At 62.1% G+C, this 23,951-nt stretch carries 19 protein-coding genes; 12 read left to right on the forward strand and 7 right to left on the reverse strand.

Annotated features, from left to right (window positions below; all coding sequences use genetic code 11):
• Positions 1 to 70: 70 nt before the first annotated feature.
• The 3 genes from VQ071_RS05815 to VQ071_RS05825 form a co-directional block, all read right to left on the reverse strand.
• Positions 71 to 1,615, reverse strand: a complete 1,545-nt coding sequence (locus tag VQ071_RS05815; RefSeq protein ID WP_340512946.1) for an ABC transporter substrate-binding protein — start codon at positions 1,613 to 1,615, stop codon at positions 71 to 73.
• A gap of 75 nt (positions 1,616 to 1,690) precedes the next feature.
• Positions 1,691 to 2,581: a carbohydrate ABC transporter permease gene (locus tag VQ071_RS05820; RefSeq protein WP_340512947.1), complete on the reverse strand. Its 891-nt coding sequence runs from the start codon at positions 2,579 to 2,581 to the stop codon at positions 1,691 to 1,693.
• Positions 2,582 to 2,602: 21 nt separating this feature from the next.
• Complete coding sequence (locus VQ071_RS05825; protein ID WP_340512948.1) at positions 2,603 to 3,535, reverse strand: ABC transporter permease; 933 nt, start codon at positions 3,533 to 3,535, stop codon at positions 2,603 to 2,605.
• Between the two features lie 252 nt (positions 3,536 to 3,787).
• Here VQ071_RS05825 and VQ071_RS05830 point away from each other — a divergent pair, with 252 nt between their 5' ends.
• Both VQ071_RS05830 and VQ071_RS05835 read left to right on the forward strand, forming a co-directional pair.
• Positions 3,788 to 4,765, forward strand: coding sequence for a metallophosphoesterase family protein (locus VQ071_RS05830; RefSeq protein ID WP_340512949.1), 978 nt, complete (start codon positions 3,788 to 3,790; stop codon positions 4,763 to 4,765).
• Between the two features lie 108 nt (positions 4,766 to 4,873).
• The gene (locus VQ071_RS05835) at positions 4,874 to 6,787 is read left to right on the forward strand and encodes a heparinase II/III family protein (protein ID WP_340512950.1); all 1,914 of its coding nucleotides are present in this window, start codon (positions 4,874 to 4,876) and stop codon (positions 6,785 to 6,787) included.
• 84 nt (positions 6,788 to 6,871) lie between these two features.
• On the opposite strand, the gene VQ071_RS05840 is transcribed toward VQ071_RS05835, so the two are convergent.
• The 3 genes from VQ071_RS05840 to VQ071_RS05850 form a co-directional block, all read right to left on the reverse strand.
• Positions 6,872 to 7,774, reverse strand: coding sequence for a sigma-70 family RNA polymerase sigma factor (locus tag VQ071_RS05840; protein WP_340512951.1), 903 nt, complete (start codon positions 7,772 to 7,774; stop codon positions 6,872 to 6,874).
• Positions 7,775 to 8,181: 407 nt separating this feature from the next.
• A complete protein-coding gene (locus tag VQ071_RS05845) occupies positions 8,182 to 8,646 on the reverse strand; it encodes a carboxymuconolactone decarboxylase family protein (RefSeq protein WP_340512952.1) in 465 nt (154 codons plus the stop codon).
• Between the two features lie 115 nt (positions 8,647 to 8,761).
• On the reverse strand, positions 8,762 to 11,899 hold the full coding sequence (locus VQ071_RS05850) for a CBM35 domain-containing protein (RefSeq protein ID WP_340512953.1): 3,138 nt from the start codon (positions 11,897 to 11,899) through the stop codon (positions 8,762 to 8,764).
• 322 nt (positions 11,900 to 12,221) lie between these two features.
• On the opposite strand from VQ071_RS05850, the gene VQ071_RS05855 reads away from it, so the two are divergent.
• The 5 genes from VQ071_RS05855 (at position 12,222) to VQ071_RS05875 (ending at position 18,759) form a co-directional block, all read left to right on the forward strand.
• Positions 12,222 to 14,402: an invasin domain 3-containing protein gene (locus VQ071_RS05855; protein ID WP_340512954.1), complete on the forward strand. Its 2,181-nt coding sequence runs from the start codon at positions 12,222 to 12,224 to the stop codon at positions 14,400 to 14,402.
• Between the two features lie 29 nt (positions 14,403 to 14,431).
• Complete coding sequence (locus tag VQ071_RS05860) at positions 14,432 to 16,114, forward strand: hypothetical protein (protein ID WP_340512955.1); 1,683 nt, start codon at positions 14,432 to 14,434, stop codon at positions 16,112 to 16,114.
• Between the two features lie 28 nt (positions 16,115 to 16,142).
• Positions 16,143 to 17,174 carry an SDR family oxidoreductase gene (locus VQ071_RS05865; protein WP_340512956.1) on the forward strand — a complete coding sequence of 344 codons (1,032 nt, stop codon included), beginning with the start codon at positions 16,143 to 16,145 and terminating at the stop codon, positions 17,172 to 17,174.
• Positions 17,175 to 17,572: 398 nt separating this feature from the next.
• A complete protein-coding gene (locus VQ071_RS05870; RefSeq protein ID WP_340512957.1) occupies positions 17,573 to 18,022 on the forward strand; it encodes an Rrf2 family transcriptional regulator in 450 nt (149 codons plus the stop codon).
• A 98-nt stretch (positions 18,023 to 18,120) separates the two neighbouring features.
• Positions 18,121 to 18,759: an NAD(P)-dependent oxidoreductase gene (locus VQ071_RS05875; RefSeq protein ID WP_340512958.1), complete on the forward strand. Its 639-nt coding sequence runs from the start codon at positions 18,121 to 18,123 to the stop codon at positions 18,757 to 18,759.
• A gap of 107 nt (positions 18,760 to 18,866) precedes the next feature.
• Here the strand turns inward: VQ071_RS05875 and VQ071_RS05880 are convergent, their stop codons facing one another.
• Positions 18,867 to 19,487, reverse strand: a complete 621-nt coding sequence (locus VQ071_RS05880) for a TetR/AcrR family transcriptional regulator (protein WP_340512959.1) — start codon at positions 19,485 to 19,487, stop codon at positions 18,867 to 18,869.
• A 178-nt stretch (positions 19,488 to 19,665) separates the two neighbouring features.
• Between VQ071_RS05880 and VQ071_RS05885 the strand changes: the two genes are divergently transcribed.
• The 5 genes from VQ071_RS05885 (at position 19,666) to VQ071_RS05905 (ending at position 23,930) form a co-directional block, all read left to right on the forward strand.
• Complete coding sequence (locus VQ071_RS05885) at positions 19,666 to 20,847, forward strand: YhgE/Pip domain-containing protein (protein ID WP_340512960.1); 1,182 nt, start codon at positions 19,666 to 19,668, stop codon at positions 20,845 to 20,847.
• A gap of 287 nt (positions 20,848 to 21,134) precedes the next feature.
• Positions 21,135 to 21,683 carry a GNAT family N-acetyltransferase gene (locus VQ071_RS05890; RefSeq protein WP_340512961.1) on the forward strand — a complete coding sequence of 183 codons (549 nt, stop codon included), beginning with the start codon at positions 21,135 to 21,137 and terminating at the stop codon, positions 21,681 to 21,683.
• A 91-nt stretch (positions 21,684 to 21,774) separates the two neighbouring features.
• On the forward strand, positions 21,775 to 22,746 hold the full coding sequence (locus tag VQ071_RS05895; RefSeq protein WP_340512962.1) for an iron-hydroxamate ABC transporter substrate-binding protein: 972 nt from the start codon (positions 21,775 to 21,777) through the stop codon (positions 22,744 to 22,746).
• 246 nt (positions 22,747 to 22,992) lie between these two features.
• On the forward strand, positions 22,993 to 23,376 hold the full coding sequence (locus VQ071_RS05900; protein WP_340512963.1) for a RidA family protein: 384 nt from the start codon (positions 22,993 to 22,995) through the stop codon (positions 23,374 to 23,376).
• Positions 23,377 to 23,585: 209 nt separating this feature from the next.
• On the forward strand, positions 23,586 to 23,930 hold the full coding sequence (locus VQ071_RS05905; protein ID WP_340512964.1) for an ArsR/SmtB family transcription factor: 345 nt from the start codon (positions 23,586 to 23,588) through the stop codon (positions 23,928 to 23,930).
• Positions 23,931 to 23,951: the final 21 nt, after the last annotated feature.

Raw genomic sequence — 23,951 nt, forward strand, 5'->3', positions numbered from 1 at the left:
CAACGTCCCACGGGGGGACAGCACAGAGAAAGGGAAAATGGAGCTGAGGCAAGCCCCAGCTCCGTCCGTATTATTTGCCTTGTGACTTCGCCCACTCGTCCAGCTGGCGCTGCTCCTCGGCGAGCACCTTCTGGAAGCCCGCGGCATCCCGCTTCGACTTGTACTTGGCCACCGTGGCGTCGACATCGACCGCACCGGAGTTCAGCACGTTGATGAATTCTTTATCGACGTTCTCCAGCGCAGCCTTCTCCGACTTGACCGGCGTCGGGTCGAAGGTGAAGCCGAGCGCGAGCGACTTCTCGGAGCTCGCGTTGAACTTCTCGAATTGCGCCCACTTGTCCGGATCTTCGTTGGCCCACAGGTAAGAGTTGAACTGGTTGCCGAACATCCAGCCGCCCGGCGTCGGATACCCCGTGTTCTGCCCGTCCACGCCTTCCGGATAGTCGATGACATTATCCGATTTTTTGACGTAATGCTTGCCCTCGACGCCCCAATCGAGCATGTTGAGCAGCTTCGGATCGGTATACAGCAGGTTCAGGAGCATCATCGCCCGATCCGGATCGCCGGAGGTGCGGGAGATGGCGAGCATGGCGCCCTGCGCTTCGCCGGTCGTCGTGTACGGCACGGCGGTCTCCACCTGAACGAGCGGGATGCCGAGCTGCACGGTCATTTCCTTGTCCTTGCCCGGCTTGAGCGATTGGCCGATGGCGAACGCCTTGCCGGCCTTGATCAGATTCTGGGCCTGATCGCTGTCGTTGGAAGTGACGACGTCCTTGTCGAACCAGCCGTTCTGGTTCCACTGGCGCATCCGCTTGAAGAAGTCGATGTACTTGGGATCGGTCAGTCTGTCGATCACCTTCAGTTCCTTGCTGTCGCGCGGCAGATCGCCGTCGTAGTTGGCGGCGCCCCAGGTCTGCGAGAACTTGTTGCCGGCGATCGGGATGATGCCCGGCTCCTTCTCCTTGATCGTCTTGAACATCGCTTCCATGTCTTCGAGCGTCTTGACGCCCTCGGTATTGAACTGGTACTTGTCGACGAGCGACTTGTTCAGCAGGAAGCCGAAGCCTTGGGCGAATTCCTTTTTGGTCGGGAGGGCGAACAGCTTGCCGTTGATCTGCGCGCCCTTCAGGAAGTCGTCGCCGAGCACGCCGGGGATGTCCTTGCCGTTTTTGGCCATCAGATCGGACAGCTCGAGGAATTGACCCTTCGATACGTCGATGGCGTAGTTGTACCAGTTCGCCGTGAAGATCAGGTCGAACTGCTCGCCGGATATTTTCATCAGATTGGTCTTGTCGAGCCAGGAGCCCCAGTCGATCGGCTTCAGCTCGATCGTGGCGTTAATTTTCTCTGTCAGATACTTGCTCATCTCGTCCTGGACGAGCTGCAGATCGGCAGACGCCGAGCCGGGATAGATCAGCGTCAGCTTGTACGGCTTCAGGTTCGCCGCCGCGCCGCCGCCGCCGGCGGAAGCGGTTGCGGAAGACTCCGCGCTCGAGCCGGTCGAAGCCGACGGCGAGCCGGCGGCCTTGCTGCCGCTGCCCGAATTGTTGCCGCATGCGGACAGGAGCAGTGCGCCTCCCGCCAGCAGGGCGATGACTGCTTGCGATTTCTTCATCTTTTGTCCCATTCCCTTCTCTACCTTCTAATATCAAGCATCTATGAAGCTTTGACAACGACAGGTCGCTGGGAATTACCCTTTGACCGCACCGCTGGTAATGCCGCTAATGTAGTATTTCTGGAAAAACGGGTATGCGACGAGCAGAGGCGCGATGCCGATCATGGCCAGCGCCATGCGAATGGTCTCGGTCGGCATTTTGGACAGCAGCTCGCCCGCATTGCTGGAGGAGCTCGACTTTTCGATGAGGAACTGAACGTTCAGCAGCATCTTCGTCATCAGATACTGGATGTTCATCAGTCCCGCCTTGTCGATAAACAGCATGCAGTTGTACCAATCGTTCCAGTAGGACAGCAGGTTGAAAAGGGAGATCGTCGCGACGATGGGAGCCGACAGCGGCATGATCAGCTTGACAAAAATCTTCCATTCGCTCGCCCCGTCGATCGTGCCCGATTCGACGATCGATTCGGGTATCGTATTGGCGAAGAAGCTGCGCATCAGCAGGACGTTGAACGCGCTCAGCAGCAGGTTCGGGACGATCATGGACATCAGCGTATTTTTCATGCCGAACATCGTGACGTAGGTGATGTACCAAGGCGCCATGCCGCCGCTGAACAACATCGTGAAGAACAGAAGGAAGCTCAGCGTTCGTCTCAGCGGCAGTCCCGGACGAGACAGCGGGTAGGCGAACAGGGCGGTGATCAGTACGCTCAGAATCGTGCCGACGAAGGTGCAGATGACGGTGACGCCGTACGACCGGGCAATCTGCGCGAAGTCGTTGAACAGGAAGCTGTAGGCGGCAAAGTTGATCTTGGTCGGGAACAAGGAGTAGCCGTGCTGCACGATCGATTGCTCGTCGGTGATCGATACGATGAAGACAAGCGCAAACGGCAGGAGCGATGCGACGGCGAACAGCACGAAGAACAAGTGTATTAAAGGATTGCGCAAGCGGGTGGCGATGGGCATGCGGCATCATGCCTCCTCTCGTTAGAATAGGGCGTCTTGCTTGCTGATGCGGCGGACGAGCAGGTTGGCGCCGAGGATCAGGAAGAAGCAGACGACGGACTGGTACAGACCGGCCGCGGCGGACATTCCGATATCTCCGAACCCGACCATCGCCCGGTAGACGAACGTATCGATCGTGTTGGTCGTCGGCAGCAGCGGTCCCGAGTTCATCGGTACCTGGTAGAACAGGCCGAAGTCCGAGCGCATGATCGAGCTGATGGCGAGCAGCGTCATGACGACGATGACCGGCGAGATGAGCGGCAGCGTGATGCGGGTCATCTGTCTCCACTTGCTGGCGCCGTCGATCGTCGCCGCCTCGTAATATTCCTTGTCGATGCCGATGATGGCGGCGAAGTAGATGATGGACAGGTAGCCTACGTTTTTCCACGCGTTGACGATGACAAGCACATAGGGCCAGTACTTCGATTCGGTGTACCAGGAGATCGCGTCCGTGCCGAACCACTTGACGATCTGCCGGTTCACGAGGCCGCTGTCCGTGTTGAGGAAGCTGTATACCAGGTACGCGACCACGACCATCGAGATGATGTGGGGCAGCAGGAAGGTGCTCTGATAGAAGCGGGCGGCGACCTTGTCCTTGATCTCGTTGACGAGCAGCGCGGTCAGCAGCGCCAGAATCAGGTTGACGACGATGAAGGCCACGTTGTAAGCGATTGTGTTGCGCGTGATCAGGAAGGCGTCCGGCGAATTGAACAGGAACTTGAAGTTGTCGAATCCGATGAAGGGACTGCCCCAGATGCCCTGCACGTAGTTCAGGTTTTTGAAGGCGAGGATGACCCCGTACATCGGGATGTAGTTGTTGATGATCAAGTAGACGACACCGGGCAGCGTCATGAGCAGCAGAGCCTTGTACTTCTTGATCTGTCTCCATAACGTTCGTGCTCGGGACGTGGGCACGGCTCGGCGGAGCTCCGCCCGCGTCGCGGCCGTTTCTATCGTTGGTAGCGCTGCCAAATGGCTCATCCTTTCTGTCCGTCCGTTGCGGTGAATCGATTATAGCAAGGGGGCAATCGGCGTCACCACTAGGATGATGACTTGATCTTGGTACGCTCGTGACTTGTTGCAAGGATGGCGGAACCGCGTATTGACGCGGTCGAAAGGGGCTCATATGCTAGTGGCGTAACCGAGACGGAGGGGGCGTGCACTCAGATGAGATCGATGCGATTTAAAAATGACGGGACGTTCCGGATCGTCCAATTCACCGATCCGGAGTTCTCGCATCCCGATGAAGAAGAAGCGCGGATGACCGGGATGATGAAGCGGATCATCGAAGCGGAGCAGCCGGATCTGGTCGTCTATACGGGCGACGTCATCGCTTCGGCCGGCCATGCCGATCCGGCGGCCGCGTTCCGGCGCGCCTGCGAGGTGCCGGAGCGGACGCGGACAGCATGGGCGGCCGTCTTCGGCAATCACGATTCGGAGGGGACGGTCACGCGGGAGCAGCTGCATGCCATCCAGCTGACATACCCGCACAATGCGGCCAAGCCGGACGCGCCTGGCGTGCACGGCGCCGGCAACTACGTGCTGGCGGTGGAGGGCCGGGAGCGCGGCGCGGCGGCGGCCTTGTACTTTCTCGATTCCGGCAGCTACTCGCCGCTCGAATACAGCCGGATGGGCTTCTACGATTGGATTCGCCGCGATCAGATCGATTGGTACGCGCGGGAGTCCTACCGGCTTGCCTGCGGCAACGGCGGCGTTCCGCTGCCCGCGCTCGCGTTTTTCCATATCCCGCTGCCCGAATACAACGACGTATGGGACTTCGGCGTCTGCTACGGGGAGCGCCACGCCGACTTCGGCTGTGCGCCGTGGATCAACTCCGGCATGTTCGCCGCCATGATCGAGCAGGGCGATGTCATGGGGACGTTCGTCGGGCATGACCACGCGCACGATTATTGGGGCGAGTGGCACGGCATCCGCCTCTGCTACGGCCGTACGACGCGCAACGCTTGTATAGACATGCCCTTCCTCCCCGGCGCGCGGGTCATCGAGCTGCGCGAGGGCGAGCGCAGCTTCGACACATGGCTGCGGCTCGCGGACGACTCCGTCGTGAAGGCGCAGCCGCGGCATGAGCCGACGGGCCGGACGCCGCAGATCGGGGCGATGGGCACGGACAAGTATCGCAGCTGACGCTGCGGCAAAGGCAGGTTTACATTCATTTTGGCGATAGCAACCTATTCTTTTCTGCTAGAATAGATGGAAAAGAATGACCTAAGGGTCGGTCATGAGGTGAAGCGCATGTGGAGCGAGCGTTGGCAGGCATTGCCGGAGGCAGGGCGAAGGAAGTTGGCGGAGGAACGCTTCCTCCCGTTCCCCCGGTACGAGGACCGGGCGGCCTGGGAGGCCGTGCCTTCGCAGCTGAGAGACAAGTGGGTGCAGGAGGCCGAGCGTTGTCAGCCGGTTCAATGGCCGACGCTGACGGCGGGCGCATACTTGCAATATCGCGACAGCGGCGACCGCAAGCAGTTCGAGAGTCTGTACTTCCGGCGGCGGGGCATGCTGGCGGCGCTGACGGCGGCGGAATGTCTGGAAGGGAGAGGCCGGTTCCTGGCCGACATCGCCGACGGGCTCTGGCTCATCGCCGAGGAGACCAGCTGGTGCGTGCCTGCGCATCTGTCTCTGGCCGATCCGGAGGAGGCTGCGAGCGGGCTGCCCGGCACGGAGCGGCCGACGGTCGATCTGTTCGCGTCCGGCACGGGCGCGATGCTGGCGCTGACGGTGGCGCTGCTGGAGACGCCGCTGTCCCGGATCAGCGTGCAGGTGCCGCGGCGCATCCGGCAGGAGGTGGACCGGCGCATCCTGACGCCGTACCTGGAGCGGGACGACTTCTGGTGGATGGGCTTCGGGGAACTCGTGCCGAACAACTGGAATCCGTGGTGCAACGCCAACTGTCTGGCCGCCATGCTGCTGCTGGAGGGCGATGCGGAGCGCCGGCTGCGGTTCGTGGACAAGGCGGTCCGCAGTCTGGACCGGTATTGGGCCGTCCAATACGAGGACGGCGGCTGCGACGAAGGGGCGTCCTATTGGCATGTGGCGGCGGGCTGTCTGTATGACGCCCTCGAGCTGCTGTCGCTCGCGACCGGCGGCGCATTGCGGACGGATGACGAGCCGCTGCTGCGCCGGCTGGGCGAATATGTGGTCGGCATGTTCATCGACGGAGATTACGTCGTGAACGCGGCGGACGGGGCGGCGAAGTCGTACCCGGATGCCTCGCTGCTGTACCGGTTCGGCAGGGGGACCGGCAGCGAGGCGCTGATGGCGCTGGGCGCATACCGGCTCGACAGGCAGCACGCCGCCGCCGCCCAGGACAGCGCCACGGCGATGTTTCTGTACAGAGACCTGATGGCGCTGTTCACCGCGGGCGAGCTGGAGCGGAGAGCGCATAGCGAAGCGGGACGGCCTCCGGCGGAGCTCTATCTGCGGGAGACCTGGCTGCCGCAGCTCCAGGTGCTGACCGCACGGGAACGCGAGGGCACGGCCCGGGGACTGCACATGGCCGTCAAGGGCGGTCACAACAACGAGAGCCACAATCACAACGATATCGGTCAAGTGTCCGTCAGTCTGGACGGCTTCCCCTGCCTGATCGACGTCGGCGTGGAGACGTACACGGCCCGCACGTTCAGCCTGCAGCGCTACGAGATCTGGACGATGCAATCCGGCTACCACAACGTGCCGGTCATCAACGGCCTGGAGCAGCGGGCGGGAGCGGCGTTCCGGGCGTCGGGGGCGACGGCCGCCATCGACGAGCGCCGGGCGGGCGTCCGGATGGAGCTGACCACGGCCTATCCCGAGCAAGCCGGCATCGCTTCGTGGCAGCGCGAGGCCGTCCTGTACCGGGGGGCGCCGGCATGCATCGAGGTGACGGACACCTACAAGCTGATAGAGAAGCTCGGCGCCAATAGCTGGACCTTCATGACCTGCTGGGAGCCGAGTCAGGGTGAGGATGGGACGATTGTGCTGCATCAGCCGGGGGACGACCGCAGGCTGGTGCTGGCATACGACGCAGCCGCGCTGGAGGTCCGGCTCGAGCCGATCCGCGTCGCGGACGAGAAGCTCGTCAAGACGTGGGGAACGCGGCTGCACCGCATCCGGTTCGAAGAACGGAGCGGCGGGCTCGAGGGAAGCGTGCGATTCCGGATCGCCCGGGGCTAGAGCGGCCGCAGGGATGAAAGGAGCTGCCCGGCCGGAGTCGTCCACGGAGCTCCAGGTTCGGCTTCGCCGGCGGTATCGTGCGACCTAGCGAGCGATTCGCGTCAGCTTGTGCGGGTTGGACACCAGGTAGATCTCGCGGACCATGTCCAGGCGATCGTCCGGGGCGAGCGCGAAGGCGATCGGCGGCAGGCCGTCGCGCTCGAGCAGCAGGCCGCGCTGGCCGCTGATCCGCACGCGGTGCCAGCGGCCGGCGAGCGCGCCCTTGCCCGCGATGCCGACGAAGAAGGCGGCGATGCGCGCCCGGCCTTCGATCGGATTGAGCGCCGCGCGTACGATGCCGCCGCCGTCGCTCAGCAGCATTGCGTCGTCGGCGAGCAGATGCACGAACGCTTCCGCCCGGCCGCTCTCCAGCGCGTCGGCGAACGAGCGGACGAAGCGGTCCATCGCGGGATCGGACGCGTCTTCTTCGGCCGCTTCGCGCTGCGGGTGGCCGATCTTGGCGGAGGCGCGGCTGAAGATTTTGCGGCAGGCGGCTGCCGACTTGTCGAGCATGGCCGCGATGTCGGCATAGTCGTAGCCGAAGGACTCGCGCAGCACGAATACGGCGCGTTCCGGCGGCGTGCATGTCTGCAGCAGGACGAGCAGGGCGTAGCCCAGCCGTTCCCGCCGCATCAGCTGCCCGAGCGGCGCGTGGGGGTCGTCGGCTTCGATGATCGGCTCGGGCAGCCACGGTCCGGGGTAGCTCTCCCGCCTGCGCGGCGCGGCCTTCATCATGTTGAGCGCGCGGTTCGCGACCATTTTGACGAGGTAGGCCTTCGGATGTTCGATCTCTGCGCCGCGCAGGCGGCTGAAGGAGACGAATACGTCCTGCACCGCGTCCTCGGCCTCGCTCATCGACCCGAGCATCCGGTAAGCGATCGACGTCAGCAGCGGCTTGTATTCGCGATAGAGCCGTTCGACGGCAAGCTTGTCTTCGCTGGCATTCACGGGCGATCGCCCCTTCGATTCAGGATGACTTCATCTTATCATAGCAAGACGGCCAAGCCACCCCGAGGGGTGGCTTGGTTGAGATTCGCCTATTGTAACCTGGCGGGCACATCTTACAACAACTACAACGCAATGCCGCAAAGCGCCGCGCACTAGCCGCGCACTAAATGAAGCCTCCCGTCCGCTCCCGAGGTGCCGCGCAAAAGTACGATCTAGCCGAGCGGGCACAGGCGTCGCCCGAGCATACCGTACAAAAGTGCACGCCGGGTGCCGCCGGTCGGCTGCATGTTGCTGAACAGACGCTCGACCCAGCACTTTTGCGCGATCGCAGCCTGCGGCTCGCCCAAATGCGGCGCTGCCGTGCACTTTGGCAGGGGCGCATCCGCCCGGCATGTCCCGGCGCCGGATCAGGCCTGCGTCGCCTGCTTGTCGAAGCAGCCGGGGTACATGCCCGTCGAGATCGCGATGCGGTTCCAGCTGTTGATGGCGTTGACCGCCATCACGACGGCGACGAATTCGCTCTCGTCGAAGTGCCGGCGTGCTTCGTCGTATATAGCCTGCGGCACGCCTGCTTCGGGGATGCGCACGAGCGCCTCGGTCAGGGCCAGCGCGGCCCGTTCCCTCGCGGTGAACTGCGGCGCCTCCCGCCACACGGGAATCAGGGTCATGCGCTGCTCGGTTTCGCCCATTTTGCGCAGGTCGGTCGTATGCATATCGAGGCAGAACGAGCAGCCGTTAATTTGGGATGCCCGGATCTTGATCAGCTCGTAGAGCACCGGATCGAGTCCCATCTTTTGGACCGCATCCTCCAGCTTCAGCAGCGCCTGGAAGGCCGCCGGGTTGGCCGCCTGATAGTTCATTCGCAATTGCATGTCGATTCCTCCGTTTGGCTCGTATTGGTCGTTCCTGCTATCTAAGACAACGAGGCGTCGGGATTTGTGACAGCGCACGAATGTTTTTTATAAAGGCGGCCTTCCCGCTATCCGGTTACCAGTTGTTGCCCGACCCCGACACCGTGAAGCTCGACGAGGTGTTCAGGAATTTGCCCGACGGCGCGCCGTTCACCGTGTTGTTCGTGAAGGTCGAGCTGCCCGTCGCCGTGCCCCGGACATAGACGCCGTACGTGCCTGCGTTGGTGATGGTGTTGCCCGAGTACGTAACGGAGATATTGGGCGCCGGTTCTTCGATAAAGATGCCGGAGTAGGTGCTGTCCTGGATCGTGTTGCCCGATACGGTCACGGTCAGGTTCTGCGCTCTTCCGTTGTTGTTCAGCCAGTACGCCCATATAGCGCCGATCTGATAGCCGTAGTCTTTGTGCTGAGAGCCGGTCCGCAGCAGCATGTTGTTCTGGATCGTCAGCGTGCCCGTCATCGACGGCGGATCGAAGTTCGTGCCGAACGAGATGCCTGCGCCGTTCACGACCGTATCCGTCAGCAGATTCCCGATGACCTTGTTGCCCTGGCCGCCGTAGATCGCGATATTGTTCGCCAGCGTCGGGATCTGGACCGTATTGTAGCTGAAGGTATTATTCGTATCCAGATACACCTCCGACCACATCGCCATTCCGTCGTCGCCGCTGCCCCGGACCGAGTTGTTGGTCACGGTCGTGTTGGTCGTGCCCCGGTTGAGATTGAGGCCGTCGGCCCATACCTGACGGATGCGGGAGTTCGAGACGGTCGCTCCGTTCGTCTGATCCTTGAGCCAGACGCCGACCTTGGCATGCTCGATCCACAGATTGGTCAGCGTGGAGTTGGTGCCGATGCCTTCAATCGCCGTCACACCGTTATAGTCGTCGCGGATGACGTCGTTCGCGCTGATCTTGAAGTCGGAGAGCGTGACATTGCCGGCCCGCATGAAGATGCCCGCATAGTTGCCCGCCAGCGTCGAATACCAGATGCCCGCGCCCTTGATGGAGATGCCGCTGTCCAGGTACAGCCGCGTGCCCGACCCGTCGAAGCCGGCGCCGCGATTGCCGTTGTTCAGATTGAAGATGCCTGCGGGTATCCAGATGCCTTTGAGCGAGCCGCCCGAATTTTTGACCGCATTGATCGCGCTGTTGATGGCCGCCGTATCGTCCGCGCCGTCGTTCGCGACTGCGCCGTAGCTCGCGATGGACACATAGTTCGCCGGCATCGTGAGCGCGGCCGGGATCGGCTCCGCCTCGACGAGATCGACGGTGACGCCGGATACGGAGCTGAAGTTCAGGTTGGACGCGTTGCGCTGGAGCTTGATGACCGTGCCTGCCGGATACTGCTGGTCCAGCACGACGGCGACTTCGTCGTACATGTGGTGCGGCGTATTCGGCGAGGCGTTCGGATTGTTGGACCAGCGGATCTGACCGCCCTCCGTCCCCCATGAGCCATAGATCCAGCTGTACTTGGACGTCAGCGGCACGTCCTTGATCAGCGTGCTGCCGGCGTACAGACTGATGGCGGAGTCGATGCCGGTGCCAGCCGCGTTGTCGGGGATGGAGTAGCGGATCGTCAGCCCCTTGGCGGCTTTGGACAGCGTGAATTGCACGTATTGCCCCGCCGAGGTGAGCCGCACGGCTTTGCGTCCCGAAGCCTCGGAGGCGATGTTGCCGAACGTGGTGTTCGGGCCGACGAGCGTCCCGGTATGCGTCATGCTCTCCGCCTCGTACGTGTCGTACGGCATCGTCGCGCCATACGTGCCGGCCGGCGGCGTCGGGGTGGGCGTCGGGGTCGGCGTAGCGACGACGATCGCGAGCTCGAGCTTGTCGAGATTGACGTTGCCGGTATCGGTCGAATCGTATTTGTAAGCGATCGTATTGCTGCCGGCGTTCAGGGCGACGGTGTCCGTCTTCACGGCCCAGGTATCCCAGTTGGCCGTCGCGGGCAGCGCCGTCTGCGTCAGCTTGGTGCCGTTCGTGTAAAGGCTGAGCGTCTGCGTGACCGTAGAGCCGTTGGCATAGCGCAGGCTAAGCGTATAGTTGCCCGCTGCGGCGACGTTCACGTTGAACTGGAGCGCCGCGTTGCCTTTGTTGGCGTCGGTGAAGCCGCCGACGAAGCCGGAGCCGCTGTAGCCGGTGTGGTCGGTCGCCACGACCGTACCGCCCGAGCGGACGGCGGACTCGGCTTCGTAGGTGCCGCTAGGCGGCGGCGTCGGGGTCGGCGTTGCAGTAGGCGTGGCAGTCGGGGTCGCCGTAGGCGTGGTCGTCGGGGTGGGCGTCGGAGTGGGTGACGTGCCGGAGCCGTACACCTCGAACTCGGCGACCTGCCCGCCGGTGGAGCCCGTATTCGCCGTGAAGCTGAGCCTCACGTACCTGGCGGATGCCGCGGTGAACGAGATGCTCACCGTATTGCCGGAGCCGGGATTGAACGTATAGGACTGAGAGGCTTTGAGCGTGTTGTACGTTGCATTGTCCGAGCTGCCGGATACGGACAGCGTCTGCGTCCGCGAGCCCCAGGAGGCGGGCAGCTTAAGGACGACGGTGCCGACGCTCTGCACGCTGCCGAGATCCACGGTCAGCGTGTTCGGATAAGAGCCGGATGCGCCTTCATAGTAGCTGGACGTATTGCCGTCCACGGCGTTCGCGGCCGGGAAGCCGCTGTAGCTGTTGTTCGCGGTCGCCGTCTTGTTCAGCGCGAGGTTGGCGCCGAGGGACACTTCGACGGCGAGATTGTCGAGGTTGACGTTGCCGGTGTCCGTCGTATCGAACTTGCAAGCGATCGTATTGGCGCCCGCGTTCAGCGTGACCGTCTCCGTCACGGTGCCCCATGTGTCCCAGTTCGCAGTGGCGGGCAGCGAGATTTGCTTCAGCTTGCCGCCGTTCACGTACAGGCTGAGCGTCTTGGCCGAGCCCGTACCGTTCGCGTACCGCAGCGTCGCCGTGTAGCTGCCGGCAGTTGAAGCGCTTACAGAAAAGGCGGTCGAGGCGCTGCCTTTGTTCGCATCCGTATAGCCGCCGACAAAGCCGCTGCCGGTATACCCGGTATGATCGGTCGCCGTGGCGACTCCGCCCGTCTTGGCGGCGGACTCCGCCTCATATACCGTCGGCGCCGCGGATGCGATACTCGGTCCGGGCAGCATCATGACCGGCGCGAGCGTCATCGCCAGCGCAAGCATGAGAGCCGCGGCTTTTTTAAACCTGAATCCATTTAACATGTGATTACCTCCGTTGTCGTCTGAATTGGAAGTCGCACTGCTTCGTTCCTCACGCAGGTCCGCTTGCTCCTCCTCTCCTCCCGAGTGTGTGCGAGTACGATTGAACCCGCATCGTGAACCTATTGTAGGAGCGCCGTCTCCCGGCGGGCTACCAGGCTGGTGACCTTTGCCGCCAGGATTGTGACCTTCGGGGGGGCGTGCCGGCGGCGGCGACAGCATTCGGGAAAAGTTTATACCAAATATAGGTTCGCGCTCATATAATGATATTAACGCCGCCGAGCATGGCGGCTGAAGAGCGCTATCAGGCAAAGGCGGGACATTCATGTCGGGTAATCAAGTATTTAATAGGGAAAAGAGACTCGCTCTGCCGGGGAAGCTGTTCCTCGTCTTCGCGCTGCTGCTGAGCACGGTTCCGAACGGCTGGTCCGCCCGGGCAGCGGACGTCGACGCGCTCGTCGGCACAGTCGACGTCGAGTGGCTGTCGCTGCCCGCCGATGGGACGAGCCGGACGAACGTCACGCTCCGGCTCGCGGATGCAGAGGGCCGTCCGGTATCGCTTCCCGCGGAGCGGATCCGGTTCACGACAACGCTCGGAAGCGTGGGAGACACCGTATCTGCGGCCGTCTACGGGCAGTACGAGGCGGTCTTGACCGCACCGACGACGGCCGGCGTCGCCGTGATCGGGGCCGAGGCCGACGATGTGCCGTTTACGGACGTGGCGCGCATCAGCTTTGAAGCCGGAGCGCCGTCGGCGGCAACCTCGACGATCGAGGCCGCCGCTTCCTCCATCCCGGCGGACGGCAGCAGCCGGACGCTGATCACACTCCGCCTCAAGGACCAGTACGGCAACGCGATCTCCGAGCCTGCCGACTCGGTGCAATTGTTCGCTGCGGGCGGATCGCTGGGCAGCGTGACGCACGCCACCTACGGCCGCTACGAGGCGGACCTGATCTCATCCGCGTACGGACGCCTGGGCGGCTGGACTGCCGAACCCGGTGCAATCGACGAGCTTAATTTACAGCTTGAAGGCGGTGCGATTCCTGCGGATGTGCCGGACGGCAGCGAGCTGCCCGTGGCGCTGTCCCTCGTGTATCGAACCGAAGGCGTCTACCAAGCCGCGCTGACATCGGACTTTACGGTCGGCATGTCCAAGATTACGGCGGAGCTGAACGGCGTACGCATGGACGCGAGCGTGGATGTTGCTTTTACGGACCCTACGGTGCCGACACCGACACCAACACCAACATCGACATCGACATCGACGCCGACGCCGACACCGACACCGACACCGACGCCGACGCCGACACCAACACCAACATCAACACCGACATCGACACCGTCCCCGACGGACGATGCGTTGATTTTGCCGGACGACACGGGCTTTGCGCATCGCATTACGACGCAGGCGATCAGAGAAGGAAGCATAGCCCTCCAATTGCCGGCCGCAGGCGGTCATATTGACATTAACGAAGCCGGACTGCGAGCGATCAGGGCCATCAATCCGCAAGCCATACTCTTGGTATCGGCCGGAGAGGCGACGATTCGCGTTCCTGTGCCCGAGCTGGACGCCGCAGCCTACAGCCGGAGGTTCGCCGTGCCGGAGGCCTCAATTCTTTTCTCTGTGAGCGTCAGACCGCCGGAGCAGCCCGTCGAGCAAGCGATCCGGCAGGCCGCTGCGGATATGCAGGCACGGCTGCTCGTCGCACCGATGGCATTTGAAGTTCAAGTGACCGGGGGCAACGGCAATAGCGTATTCATGAGCGCATTCAACCGCTACGTGATCCGCTCGCTGCCCGTGGGCAAGGAGGCGGTCCCGCAGACTGCAACCGGTGTGCGCTGGTCGGAAGATTCCCATGCTTTTGCATTCGTGCCGACTTCTTTTGAAAAGCGGGACGACGAGTGGGTTGCCAACATGGTACGCCCCGGCGCCAGCATCTATGCGGTCATCGACAGGCCGGCGACCTTCGCGGATGTTCGGGACCACTGGGCCTCCGCCGATATCGAGCTGCTGGCCTCGAAGCTGCTCGTTCAGGGGCGGGCACCGGACAAGTTCGATCCGGATGCGACGATCACGCGCGCGGAGATCGCAGTCTTGCTGGTCAGGGCGCTTGGCTTGAATGAGTCGACAGAGGCCGGCGCGTTCAAGGACGTCCGGAGCGGATGGTACAGCGCCGCCGTGAATACGGCATACCGGGCGGGGCTGCTCACGGGCTATCGGGACGGTACCTTCAAGCCTCAGCAAAAAATTACACGCGAGGAACTCACGGTCATGATGATGAGGGCGATGCGATACCCGGCCGTAGCAACGAGCGATACGTCCGTCCCCTATCTTCCGTATAGTGACGAAGCCGCCATAGCCCGTTGGGCGGCGGCGGACATCAAGGAAGCGCAGGCGGCAGGCATTATTCGGACGGCATCCTCGTTCAGGCCGGGGAGCGATACCTCCCGCGCCGAAGCAGTGGCGATGCTGGCCCGGATGCTCAAAAATATTCGCTTTATTTAGAAAAAACGCGGTTGCGGGAGGAGTCCGACATGAAGATCAAGGGATTCAAATTAGACTTCAAAGGCTATAAAATGAAGATTGCGGCTATCGCTATCGTGGCATTCGCAAGCTTTAATATTCAAGGATCGTGGGCGGCGACGACGGTGCTCAATTCGATCAATGTATGTATCAGCAACGACGGCAAAATGAATCTGATCGATCCGGCAGGCAGTTGTCAGGCCGGCCAGCGAATGTACAAGCTGATGCTCAAGGGCGATCAAGGCCCGATCGGTCCGCAAGGGATCGCGGGCCCAGCGGGTGCAAAGGGCGCCGACGGCGTGACCGGCCCGGCAGGCCCAGCCGGCCCCGCGGGTGCGAATGGCGCCGACGGCGCGACCGGTCCGGCAGGCCCAGCGGGCCCCGCGGGTGCGAATGGCGCCGATGGCGCGATCGGCCCGGCAGGCCCAGCCGGCCCCGCGGGTGCGAATGGCGCCGACGGCGCGACCGGCCCGGCAGGCCCAGCCGGCCCCGCGGGTGCGAATGGCGCCGATGGCGCGATTGGCCCGGCAGGTCCTGCGGGCCCCGCGGGCGCAAATGGCGCCGATGGCGCGATCGGCCCGGCAGGTCCTGCGGGCCCCGCGGGTGCGAATGGCGCCGACGGCGCGATCGGCCCGGCAGGTCCTGCGGGCGCAAACGGAGCCGACGGCGCGATCGGCCCAGCGGGTCCAGCGGGCCCTGCGGGCGCAAATGGCGCCGATGGCGCGATCGGCCCGGCAGGCCCGCAAGGCCCGACGGGCGCTACTGGTGCGACCGGCGCTACCGGCGCGACGGGGCCTCAAGGCCCACAAGGACCGAGCGGCAGCACCGGCATCTATGGCGACGGGAGCGGTGGGACATTAAATGTCAGTGCGGGCCAGACCTTGGATTTGTCCGCGGGGACGATAACTAACCTGCAATTTACGAATATTTCCATCACCGGTACGCTAATCGTACCCAGCGGTGTCACAATTCGAGCGACCGGAGACATCACGATTAACGGTACGATTAGCGTATTGCCTGGCGCGCAAGACAACGGGAGCGGAGCGCCGAGTCCCGGCATCTCCCTCGCGCCGGCCGGACCCGGCAGCGGAGGCATCGGGTTGTCCAAGCTTCAGGCAGCTCAACTGACCAACCCTCCAGCCGCGGCGGGCGGAGCCGGCAGTCGGGAAGCCACTAACGGCGGAGGCAGCGGCGGAGGCTCCATCGTGCTGATCGCAGGCGGCAATGTGCGCGTACAGTCCGGCAGCGTGATCCTGGCCAACGGGCTGGCCGGCACTAATCCGCAGACGGAGGGGCAAGGAATTGTCGGCGCGGGCGGCGGGGGCGGGGGCATCATCGTGATCGGCGCCAAATCAAGCATTCTTGTAAACGGCAGACTGTCCGCCGACGGCGGCTCTGGCGCCAATGCATTCGATGGCAACGGAGGCGCTGGAGAAGGCGGCGGGGGCGGAGGTGGAGGCGGTATCGTTCACTTGCTGTCGCCTGCGGTGTCCGTGTCCGGCACGATTAGTGTCAGTGGCGGAGCGGGCGGTTACAACCAAGGTTCGTCATTCAACGTGAATGCCGGAGGCGGAGGCGGGGCCGGGGGAGGCAGCGGCGGCAATGGCGGCACCGCCTCCAGCCCTGGGGGTTCGGGAACCAATGGCTATACGATTACGACGATTACGCCGTCGCCGGAGAACCTTCTGAATTAACGCATATATTCCAAGCGGAGGTGTGTATATGAGAGCGCTATTCATCGGCGGCACCGGTACGATCAGTGCGGCCATCACGAGACAATTGGCGGAGCGGCAGGACTGCGAGCTGTATGTACTCAACAGAGGCACGCGCAACGACAATCTGCCAGCGAGCGTGAAGACGCTCGAAGCGGATATTAATGACGAAGCGCGCGTAGCGGAGCTTATTCGGGACTTGTCGTTCGACGTGGTGGCGGATTTCATCGCTTTTGTGCCTGCGCAGCTGGAGAGAGATTACCGTCTTTTTGCGGGCAAGACCAAGCAGTTCATGTTCATCAGCTCCGCCTCGGCATACCAGAAGCCGCTGTCCGATTATCGGGTCACGGAGAGCACGCCGCTCGCCAATCCGTATTGGGAGTATTCCAGGAACAAGATCGCCTGCGAGGAATACTTGATCAAGCAATACAGAGAGCGCAGCTTCCCAATTACGATTGTGCGGCCCAGCCACACGTACGACGAGCGTTCGATACCGCTCGGCGTGCACGGGAGCAAGGGCTCGTGGCAGGTAGCCAAGCGGATGCTCGAAGGCAAGCCTGTTATCATTCACGGCGACGGTACCTCCCTGTGGACGATGACGCACAATGAGGACTTCGCCCGAGGCTTCATCGGCCTGATGGGCAATCTGCATGCGATCGGGGAATCCGTCCAGATCACCTCCGATGAGACGCTCACCTGGAATCAGATCTATGAGGCTATCGCGGACGCGCTCGATGTCAAGCTGCGGGCCGTGCATGTGTCGTCCGAATTTCTGGCGGCATGCAGCCGGGAGGACTATACGGGCGGGCTGATCGGCGACAAGGCGAATTCCGTCGTCTTCGACAATGCCAAGCTGAAACGGCTTGTGCCGGACTTCGTCGCGACGACGCGCTTCGATCAAGGTGTCAAGGGGACGATCGCGAACCTACTGGCGCATCCGGAGCTGCAGCGGGAGGACCCGGACTTCGACCGCTGGTGCGACCGGGTGATCGAGGCGCTGGACCGTGCCGCCGATGCCGTGAAGCAATCGCTCGCGGAGTAGAGCGCCGCCTGTCCGCTAGTCTAATGAACGAAGACGCTTCCCGCTGCCTTCATGGCGGCGATCGAAGCGTCTTTTTGATTAATCCGCCCTAAGCGCAAATTTTGCGCCTGCACGCCCACTCCGCCGCCGTCGCCTCGCTCCAAGCGCAAACTTTGCGTCTGCAACGCCTCACGGCGAAGAAGGCTCCGTGGGTGTACGCCGTCTCTCGCATATCCACGATTTCTATGGAGCACACTCTTCTCCCTCGCGTTTTCCCCTATTGTATGGTCCAGACAGCGATGCATTATGCACATACGAGGGCGCCGCGCAAACTTGCGCATTATAGGACGGTAACTGTGTACACTTGACTAAGCAGCAGAGTTGTAACTATAATGGTTACATCGGAAAGGGTGTTGCTTATGCAAATCAGCAGCAGGTTCTCCATTGGCGTACACATTCTGGCTTTGCTGGCGATCCGCCCGCAGGATCATCACACATCGGAGTGGCTGGCGGGCAGTGTGGGGACGAATCCCGTGGTCATTCGCCGGGTGCTGGGACTTCTGAAAAAGGCGGGACTCGCCAACGTCAGAGCCGGCAGCGGCGGCGCTACGCTCGCACGGGAGCTGGACGAGATCACGCTGCTCGACGTATATCGCGCAGTCGACGTGGTGGAGGCGGGCAATCTCTTTCACATGCACGAGCAGCCGAATCCGAATTGCCCGGTGGGCGCCAACATCGAGCAGGTGCTGCGGCTCCTGATGCTCAAGGCGCAGTCGGCACTGGAGGGTGTACTGGCGGCCGTGACGTTGAGAGAGCTCGTCGATGTGCTGGCCATGGAGATTCGGACGAAGGGCGCCGCGAACGGATAGGCGCTTTTTTACCGACAGTGTTGTAACTGTGTCGGTTACATCTGATTGTGCATAAGCGCACTTCATTTCGGAATAACATACCTAGGGAGGCAACGAATATGAACATCGGAATTATCGGAGCGAGCGGCAAGGCAGGACAGGCAATCGCGCTCGAGGCGGCGGGGAGAGGACATCAAGTGACGGCGCTCGTGCGCAATGCGGACAAGGTCGCGGGTCAAGGCTGGGCCGTGCTCGAAAAGGACGCGTTCAGCCTGAAGGCGGAGGACTTGAGCGAGTTCGACGTTGTTGTGAATGCATTCGCCGCGCCGCTCGGTGAGGAGCAGCTGCATGTGGAGGCGGGCCGCGTGCTGATCGCGGCGCTGCAAGAGGCGCCGGACACCCGCCTCATCGTCGTCGGCGGAGCTGGCAGTCTCTACGTCGACGAAGCGAAGACGGTGCTGCTCGTGGATTCGCCGGACTTCCCCGAGATGTTCAAGGGGACGGCGTCCAACCAGGCGCAAAATCTGGAGGAGCTGAAGGCATCCGGCATCCGGTGGACATTCGTCAGCCCGTCCGCGTTTTTCGATCCGGCCGGCAAACGCACTGGCGCCTATCGCCAAGGCAAGGACAACCTCCTCGTTAACAGCAAAGGCAACAGCTACATCAGCTACGCCGATTATGCGATCGCGATCGTCGACGAGATCGAGCAGCGGGCGCACGAGGGCGAGCGCTTCACCGTCGTGGGCGAAGCGGAGTAACCGTCCGACCTGGACTGTCGGTACACGCGCGCCGAGCAGAAGAAGGAACTGCCCGGAGACGCTCCGCGGCGGTTTGCTTGGCGCTGCCAGACAACCGTCTGTCTTGCTTATTCGCCCAGCAGTCCAGGCGCCTGCCGGATGCCGCTTGAGACGAGCGGACCGTAGTTCATGAGCCTTACGATTATCTTGGCCATCTCCTCAGGCGTCAGATGCATGCCGGTATCAAGCCAATGCGTGACAAGCCCGAAGTTGGCGGAGGCGACGAAGGCGACGAGATAATCGGCGGGCATCGACCAATGCGGAGGCGCCACAATCTGCAGCTTCGCGTACATGCGCGAGGACATCAATTCCCGAAGCTGCCTGGCGAAGGCCAGATCGCCCCGAGGCCCGAGCATGATCCGTAGAAATTCCGCATGGCGGCCGATCTCTTCGAAGATGCCGACGCTGGCCGGGTACGGCTCCTTGCGATCGATATACTTCATGGCCTCCGAGATGTCGAGATGCTCGACGCGCGCCTGCACACGCTCGAAGACGTAGTCCTTCATCTGCTGGAGCATGTCCGCCACGTCCTTGTAGTGCAAGTAAAAGGTGCCCCTGTTCACGTCCGCGCGATCGGCGACGTCGGTCACCGTGATCGTCTCCGCGTTTTTTTCCTGCAGAAGCGACATGAGCGCATCGTGGAGCAGCTGGCGGGTTCTGGCTTTGCGCCTGTCTAATTTCTCGGTCATCATAGTTGCTCCCAATTGTTAATGAAGTTGCTGAACATTCAAGCGGTCAATTGTTGATAAATGAACATACCGTCCTCATATTGACGATTGAACTCCTCTTTATCGTTATTATAATGAACATCATGGACATTATTCAACACGATGTTCATTATAAACAGAAAATGAGGAGTGGGATGCAATGGCTATTTTTAAACAAAAAATGCTATGGCTCGGAACCTTGATCGTTCTGGCCGTCCTGGTCATATTCGGCGCAGCGATGATGGGTTCGGTGCTTGGCGCGAAGCCGAAGGAGGTGCCGGTCGCGCTCGTCGTGCTCGACAAACCGGCGGAGCTGCCGGGCGGCGATTCGCTGGCGGTCGGGGAGATGCTGAAGCAGAAGCTGACCTCGAACACGCAGCTGCCGATCGCCTGGACAGTCGTCGGCTCCGAAGCCGAAGCCCGTGCAGGGCTGGACGATCGCAAGTACTATGGCGCGCTGATCGTGCCGGAGAATCTCAGCGCGGGGATCGTCTCCCTGACGAGCGCCTCGCCGCAGCCGGCGACCGTGAAGATCGTCTCGAACGACGGCCTGAATACGCAGGCCGCGACCGTCGTGAAGCAGGGGCTCGGGCAGGCGATGAAGCTGGCGGGCGCCGAGCTGTCGAAGACGATGATCGAGCGGATCGGCGCACAGACGCAGCAGGTGCCGGTGTCCGTCGCGGAGGCGCTGCTCTCTCCAATCGTCGTGCAGGATGAAGCCGTGCATGCAGTCGGCGCGAACAACGCGACCGGCAACGCGCCGGGCCTGCTGACGCAGATTATGTGGATGGGCAGTCTGGTGACGGCGCTGATTCTCTTTTTTGCCGCCGGCGGCGCGATGAAGGCGGGCGCCCGCAGGCTGTCCGCTGTCGTCTGGCAGCCGGTCATGGGCGTCATCATCGTGGGCGTCGCCTCTGGCTTCCTCGTGTGGATGGCCTCGTCCTGGTACGGGATGGAGCTGGCGCAGGCGACGCAGACCTGGCTGTTCCTGTGGCTCGCCGGCTCGGTCTTCTACATGATCCAGTCGGCGCTGCTGAACTGGATCGGGATGCCGGCCATGGCGATCCTCGTGCTGCTGATGTTCTTCTCGATGCCGATGCTGAACATGGCGCCCGAGTTCCTGTCTGCGGCCGCGCATGACTGGATCTACGCATGGACGCCGCTGCGCTTCGCCGCCGTCGGGATGCGCGAGGTCATGTACTTCGGCGGACTCGAGGCGGTATCCGCGAACGCGGCGGTTCTCTGGTGCGTCGGCGGCGGGTTCTTCCTGCTGCTGATCGCCGCAGCGTGGAAGCGGGTCAAGCCGCTGGCGCAGCCGCAGCCGTCGATTGAAGCTGCCTGAGCTTATTTACACCGGCCCCAGGCCCGGATAAAATAGACATATACGGTTTGCGAAAAAGGGGAATATATACTTTATGCCAGTTTCCTTGTAATGGACGAAGCGCACTGCAAATCTCGTGCATCCTAAACGGGATACGTGCGTCTTCATGATCCATTGCGAGGGACTTCGGCCAAGTATGCGGATGATACTTGCGGAGTGCCTTTATTCAGGCGCTCCGTTTTTTTATTGCGCTGCGCTGCACTGCACCGCCTTGTACACGCACCCAAATCACGATAGGAGTGTTTAAAATGACCCTTTCCTTTACGATGGAAATGGATTCGGTCCGGCTGCGCCCGTTCGCGGCTGAAGACGATGAGGCGCTGTATGCGCTCACGCGTCAGACGGAGATCACGGACCTGCTGCCCGACTGGAGGATGACGGAGGCGCAGCTCGCGGATTTCCTGCAGTTTGTCATCGGCAGCTACGCGAAGTTCGATCCGCAGGACGTGCGCATCCTGCTCGCGGTCGAGCACCAGGCGGATGCACGGCTCATCGGCTGGTGCGGCGTCTTCCCGAACGATCTGCTGGACCCTGCCGCGCGCGAGGTCGCCTATGCCATCTCCAAGGATTACCGCAACCGCGGCTACATCACGAGCGCCGTCCGGGCGATTGTGTCCTTCGTCTTCCGGCATTCGGAGCTGGAACGCGTCGCGGCTATCGTCAAGCCGCACAACGCCGCTTCCGGCAGCGTGCTGCGGAAGGCGGGCTTCAGGCTGCTCCAGCGCACGACGCTGGCCAACGGACAGGATTATGACTATTTTGAGACAGAACGCAGAGAACCCGGCGGATCGCTGTGAATGCAGATTGACAATCGACAGGTGCGACTTTATAGTTAAAACGGTGATATTGAGAATCATTATCGTGCATATAGAAAAGGGAGAGTCGACTATGAAAAAGAGCTTCATCGCCCCGCTGATACTGCTGCTGCTCATGACGCTCGTCAGCGCATGCGGCAACAAAGCCAACAACAATAACGCCGGCACATCCGCTTCACCGTCCGCGAGCGCATCCTCAACCGCTTCGGCAAGCTCGTCCGCGGACGCATCCGGTACGGTAGCTTACGAATCCGAGACCGGCACCGTACAGGTCCCTGCAGCACCGAAGCGGATCATCGCGCTGAACAGCGCGCCCAACGTCATCTCGCTCGGCGGCACGCTCGTCGGCGTCGACGAATGGACGGCAGGCAACCCGCTTTTCAAGGATAAGGTTCAAGGCGTCGCCGTCGTCACCGCCGAGAATCTGGAGAAGATCATCGAGCTCAATCCGGACCTCATCATCGTCGGCAGCACGGAGAAGAACATCGACAAGCTGAAGGAGATCGCGCCAACTGTCGTCTACACATGGGGCAAGCTCGATTATCTGAAGCAGCATCTGGAGATCGGCAAGCTGCTGAACAAAGAGCAGGAAGCGCAGGCATGGATCGACGACTTCTCGAAGCGCGCAGCCGATGCGGGCACCGAGATCAAGGCAAAGGTCGGCGCCGACGTGACCGTGACGGTGTTCGAGCTGTTCGACAAGCAGTTCTACGTGTTCGGCAACGCATGGGCGCGCGGCACGGAGATCGTGTATCAGGCGATGGGACTCGGCATGCCGGAGAAGGTCAAGAAGGATGCGCTCGGACCGGGCTACTACACGCTGTCGAACGAGGTGCTGCCCGAGTACGCGGGGGACTACATCATCCTCAGCCGCAGCGCCACGGGCGACAATGCGGTCTTGAAGACCGAGACGTGGAAAAACATTCCGGCCGTCAAAGCCGGACATGTCATCGAGATCGATACCGAAGCTTCGAGCTACAGCGATCCGACGACGCTCGACTACCTGCTGAACATCTTCAAGGAAGGTTTCCTCGGCAACGCTTGATCGAATATGCATGGACGAAGGAAGGGCCCCAGAGCCCTTCCTTTTCTCGTTGGCCGAATCGCTCCGATGGCGAAGCTGTCTTGGGGCAAGACGGGCGCAATGAAGGCGTCGGCGGGCGGGCCTGCCGGTCGATCGCGCCGATCGGCGTGGAGGCTTGTCCGCCGAATGCTGCAGAGCGTGCAGTTGCACGCCGGGCCCCCATCGCTTAGGATAAATGAGACAAGATGATGAGAGGGGCATGACGCCATGAACCAAGCCGTATCCACCGCCCAGGCGCCCGCCGCGATCGGGCCCTACTCGCAAGCCGTGCTCGCCGGCGGATTCCTGTTCGCGTCGGGCCAGATCCCGCTCGATCCGGCGACCGGCGCGATCGTAGAAGGCGGCATCGAGGCGCAGACGCATCGCGTGCTGCAGAACCTGAAGGCCGTCGTCGAGGAAGCGGGACTGACGCTCCGCGACATCGTGAAGACGACGATCTTCCTGGACAGCATGGACGACTTCGCGAAGGTCAACGAGATCTACGCGGGCTACTTCGACGGCGGTGTGCTGCCGGCCCGCGCGACGGTCCAGGTCGGCAAGCTGCCGAAGAACGCGCTCGTCGAGATCGATTGCATCGCGCACCGCGCCTGAATATGACCGCCCGCCAAGGGCGATCTTCTGTGGAGCATTGTTCAGATCGAAGCCGCCTGTCAGGGGCGGCTTTTGCATATGTTTTGATTTTATTAAATATTCCTTTACAGGAATATTCCCTTTGGTGTATATTTGGTTCATCAGGAAGATGACCTTGCGGCGAAGGAGATGGGTACCCAAAGAGACCACTCGTCAAAGAGGTGAGCGGCATGTCGGGGAATCGCCCGGGTATGGACATGGCGGCGCTGAGCGCGCTGGCCGAGCCGAATCGCATGCAGATCGTCGAGCTTCTGCGCGAAGGTCCCCTGACCGTAGGGGAGATTGCCGACCGGCTGGGATTGCGCCAGCCCCAAGCTTCCAAGCACCTGAAGGTGCTGGGGGACAGCGGAGTCGTAGAGGCGAAGGCCGAAGCCAACCGCCGGATTTACAAGCTCCGTCCGGAGCCGTTTCAGGCGCTGGATGCATGGCTGGCCTCGTTCCGGCGCGTCATGGAGGAGAGATACGACAACTTGGACGATTACTTGCGGAAGCTGCAGGGCAAAGATCGATCATAGACGCCGATAACAGGCTGAGGA

It is taken from the genome of Cohnella sp. 56 (assembly GCF_037963805.1).
In the GTDB taxonomy this organism is placed as follows: domain Bacteria; phylum Bacillota; class Bacilli; order Paenibacillales; family Paenibacillaceae; genus Cohnella.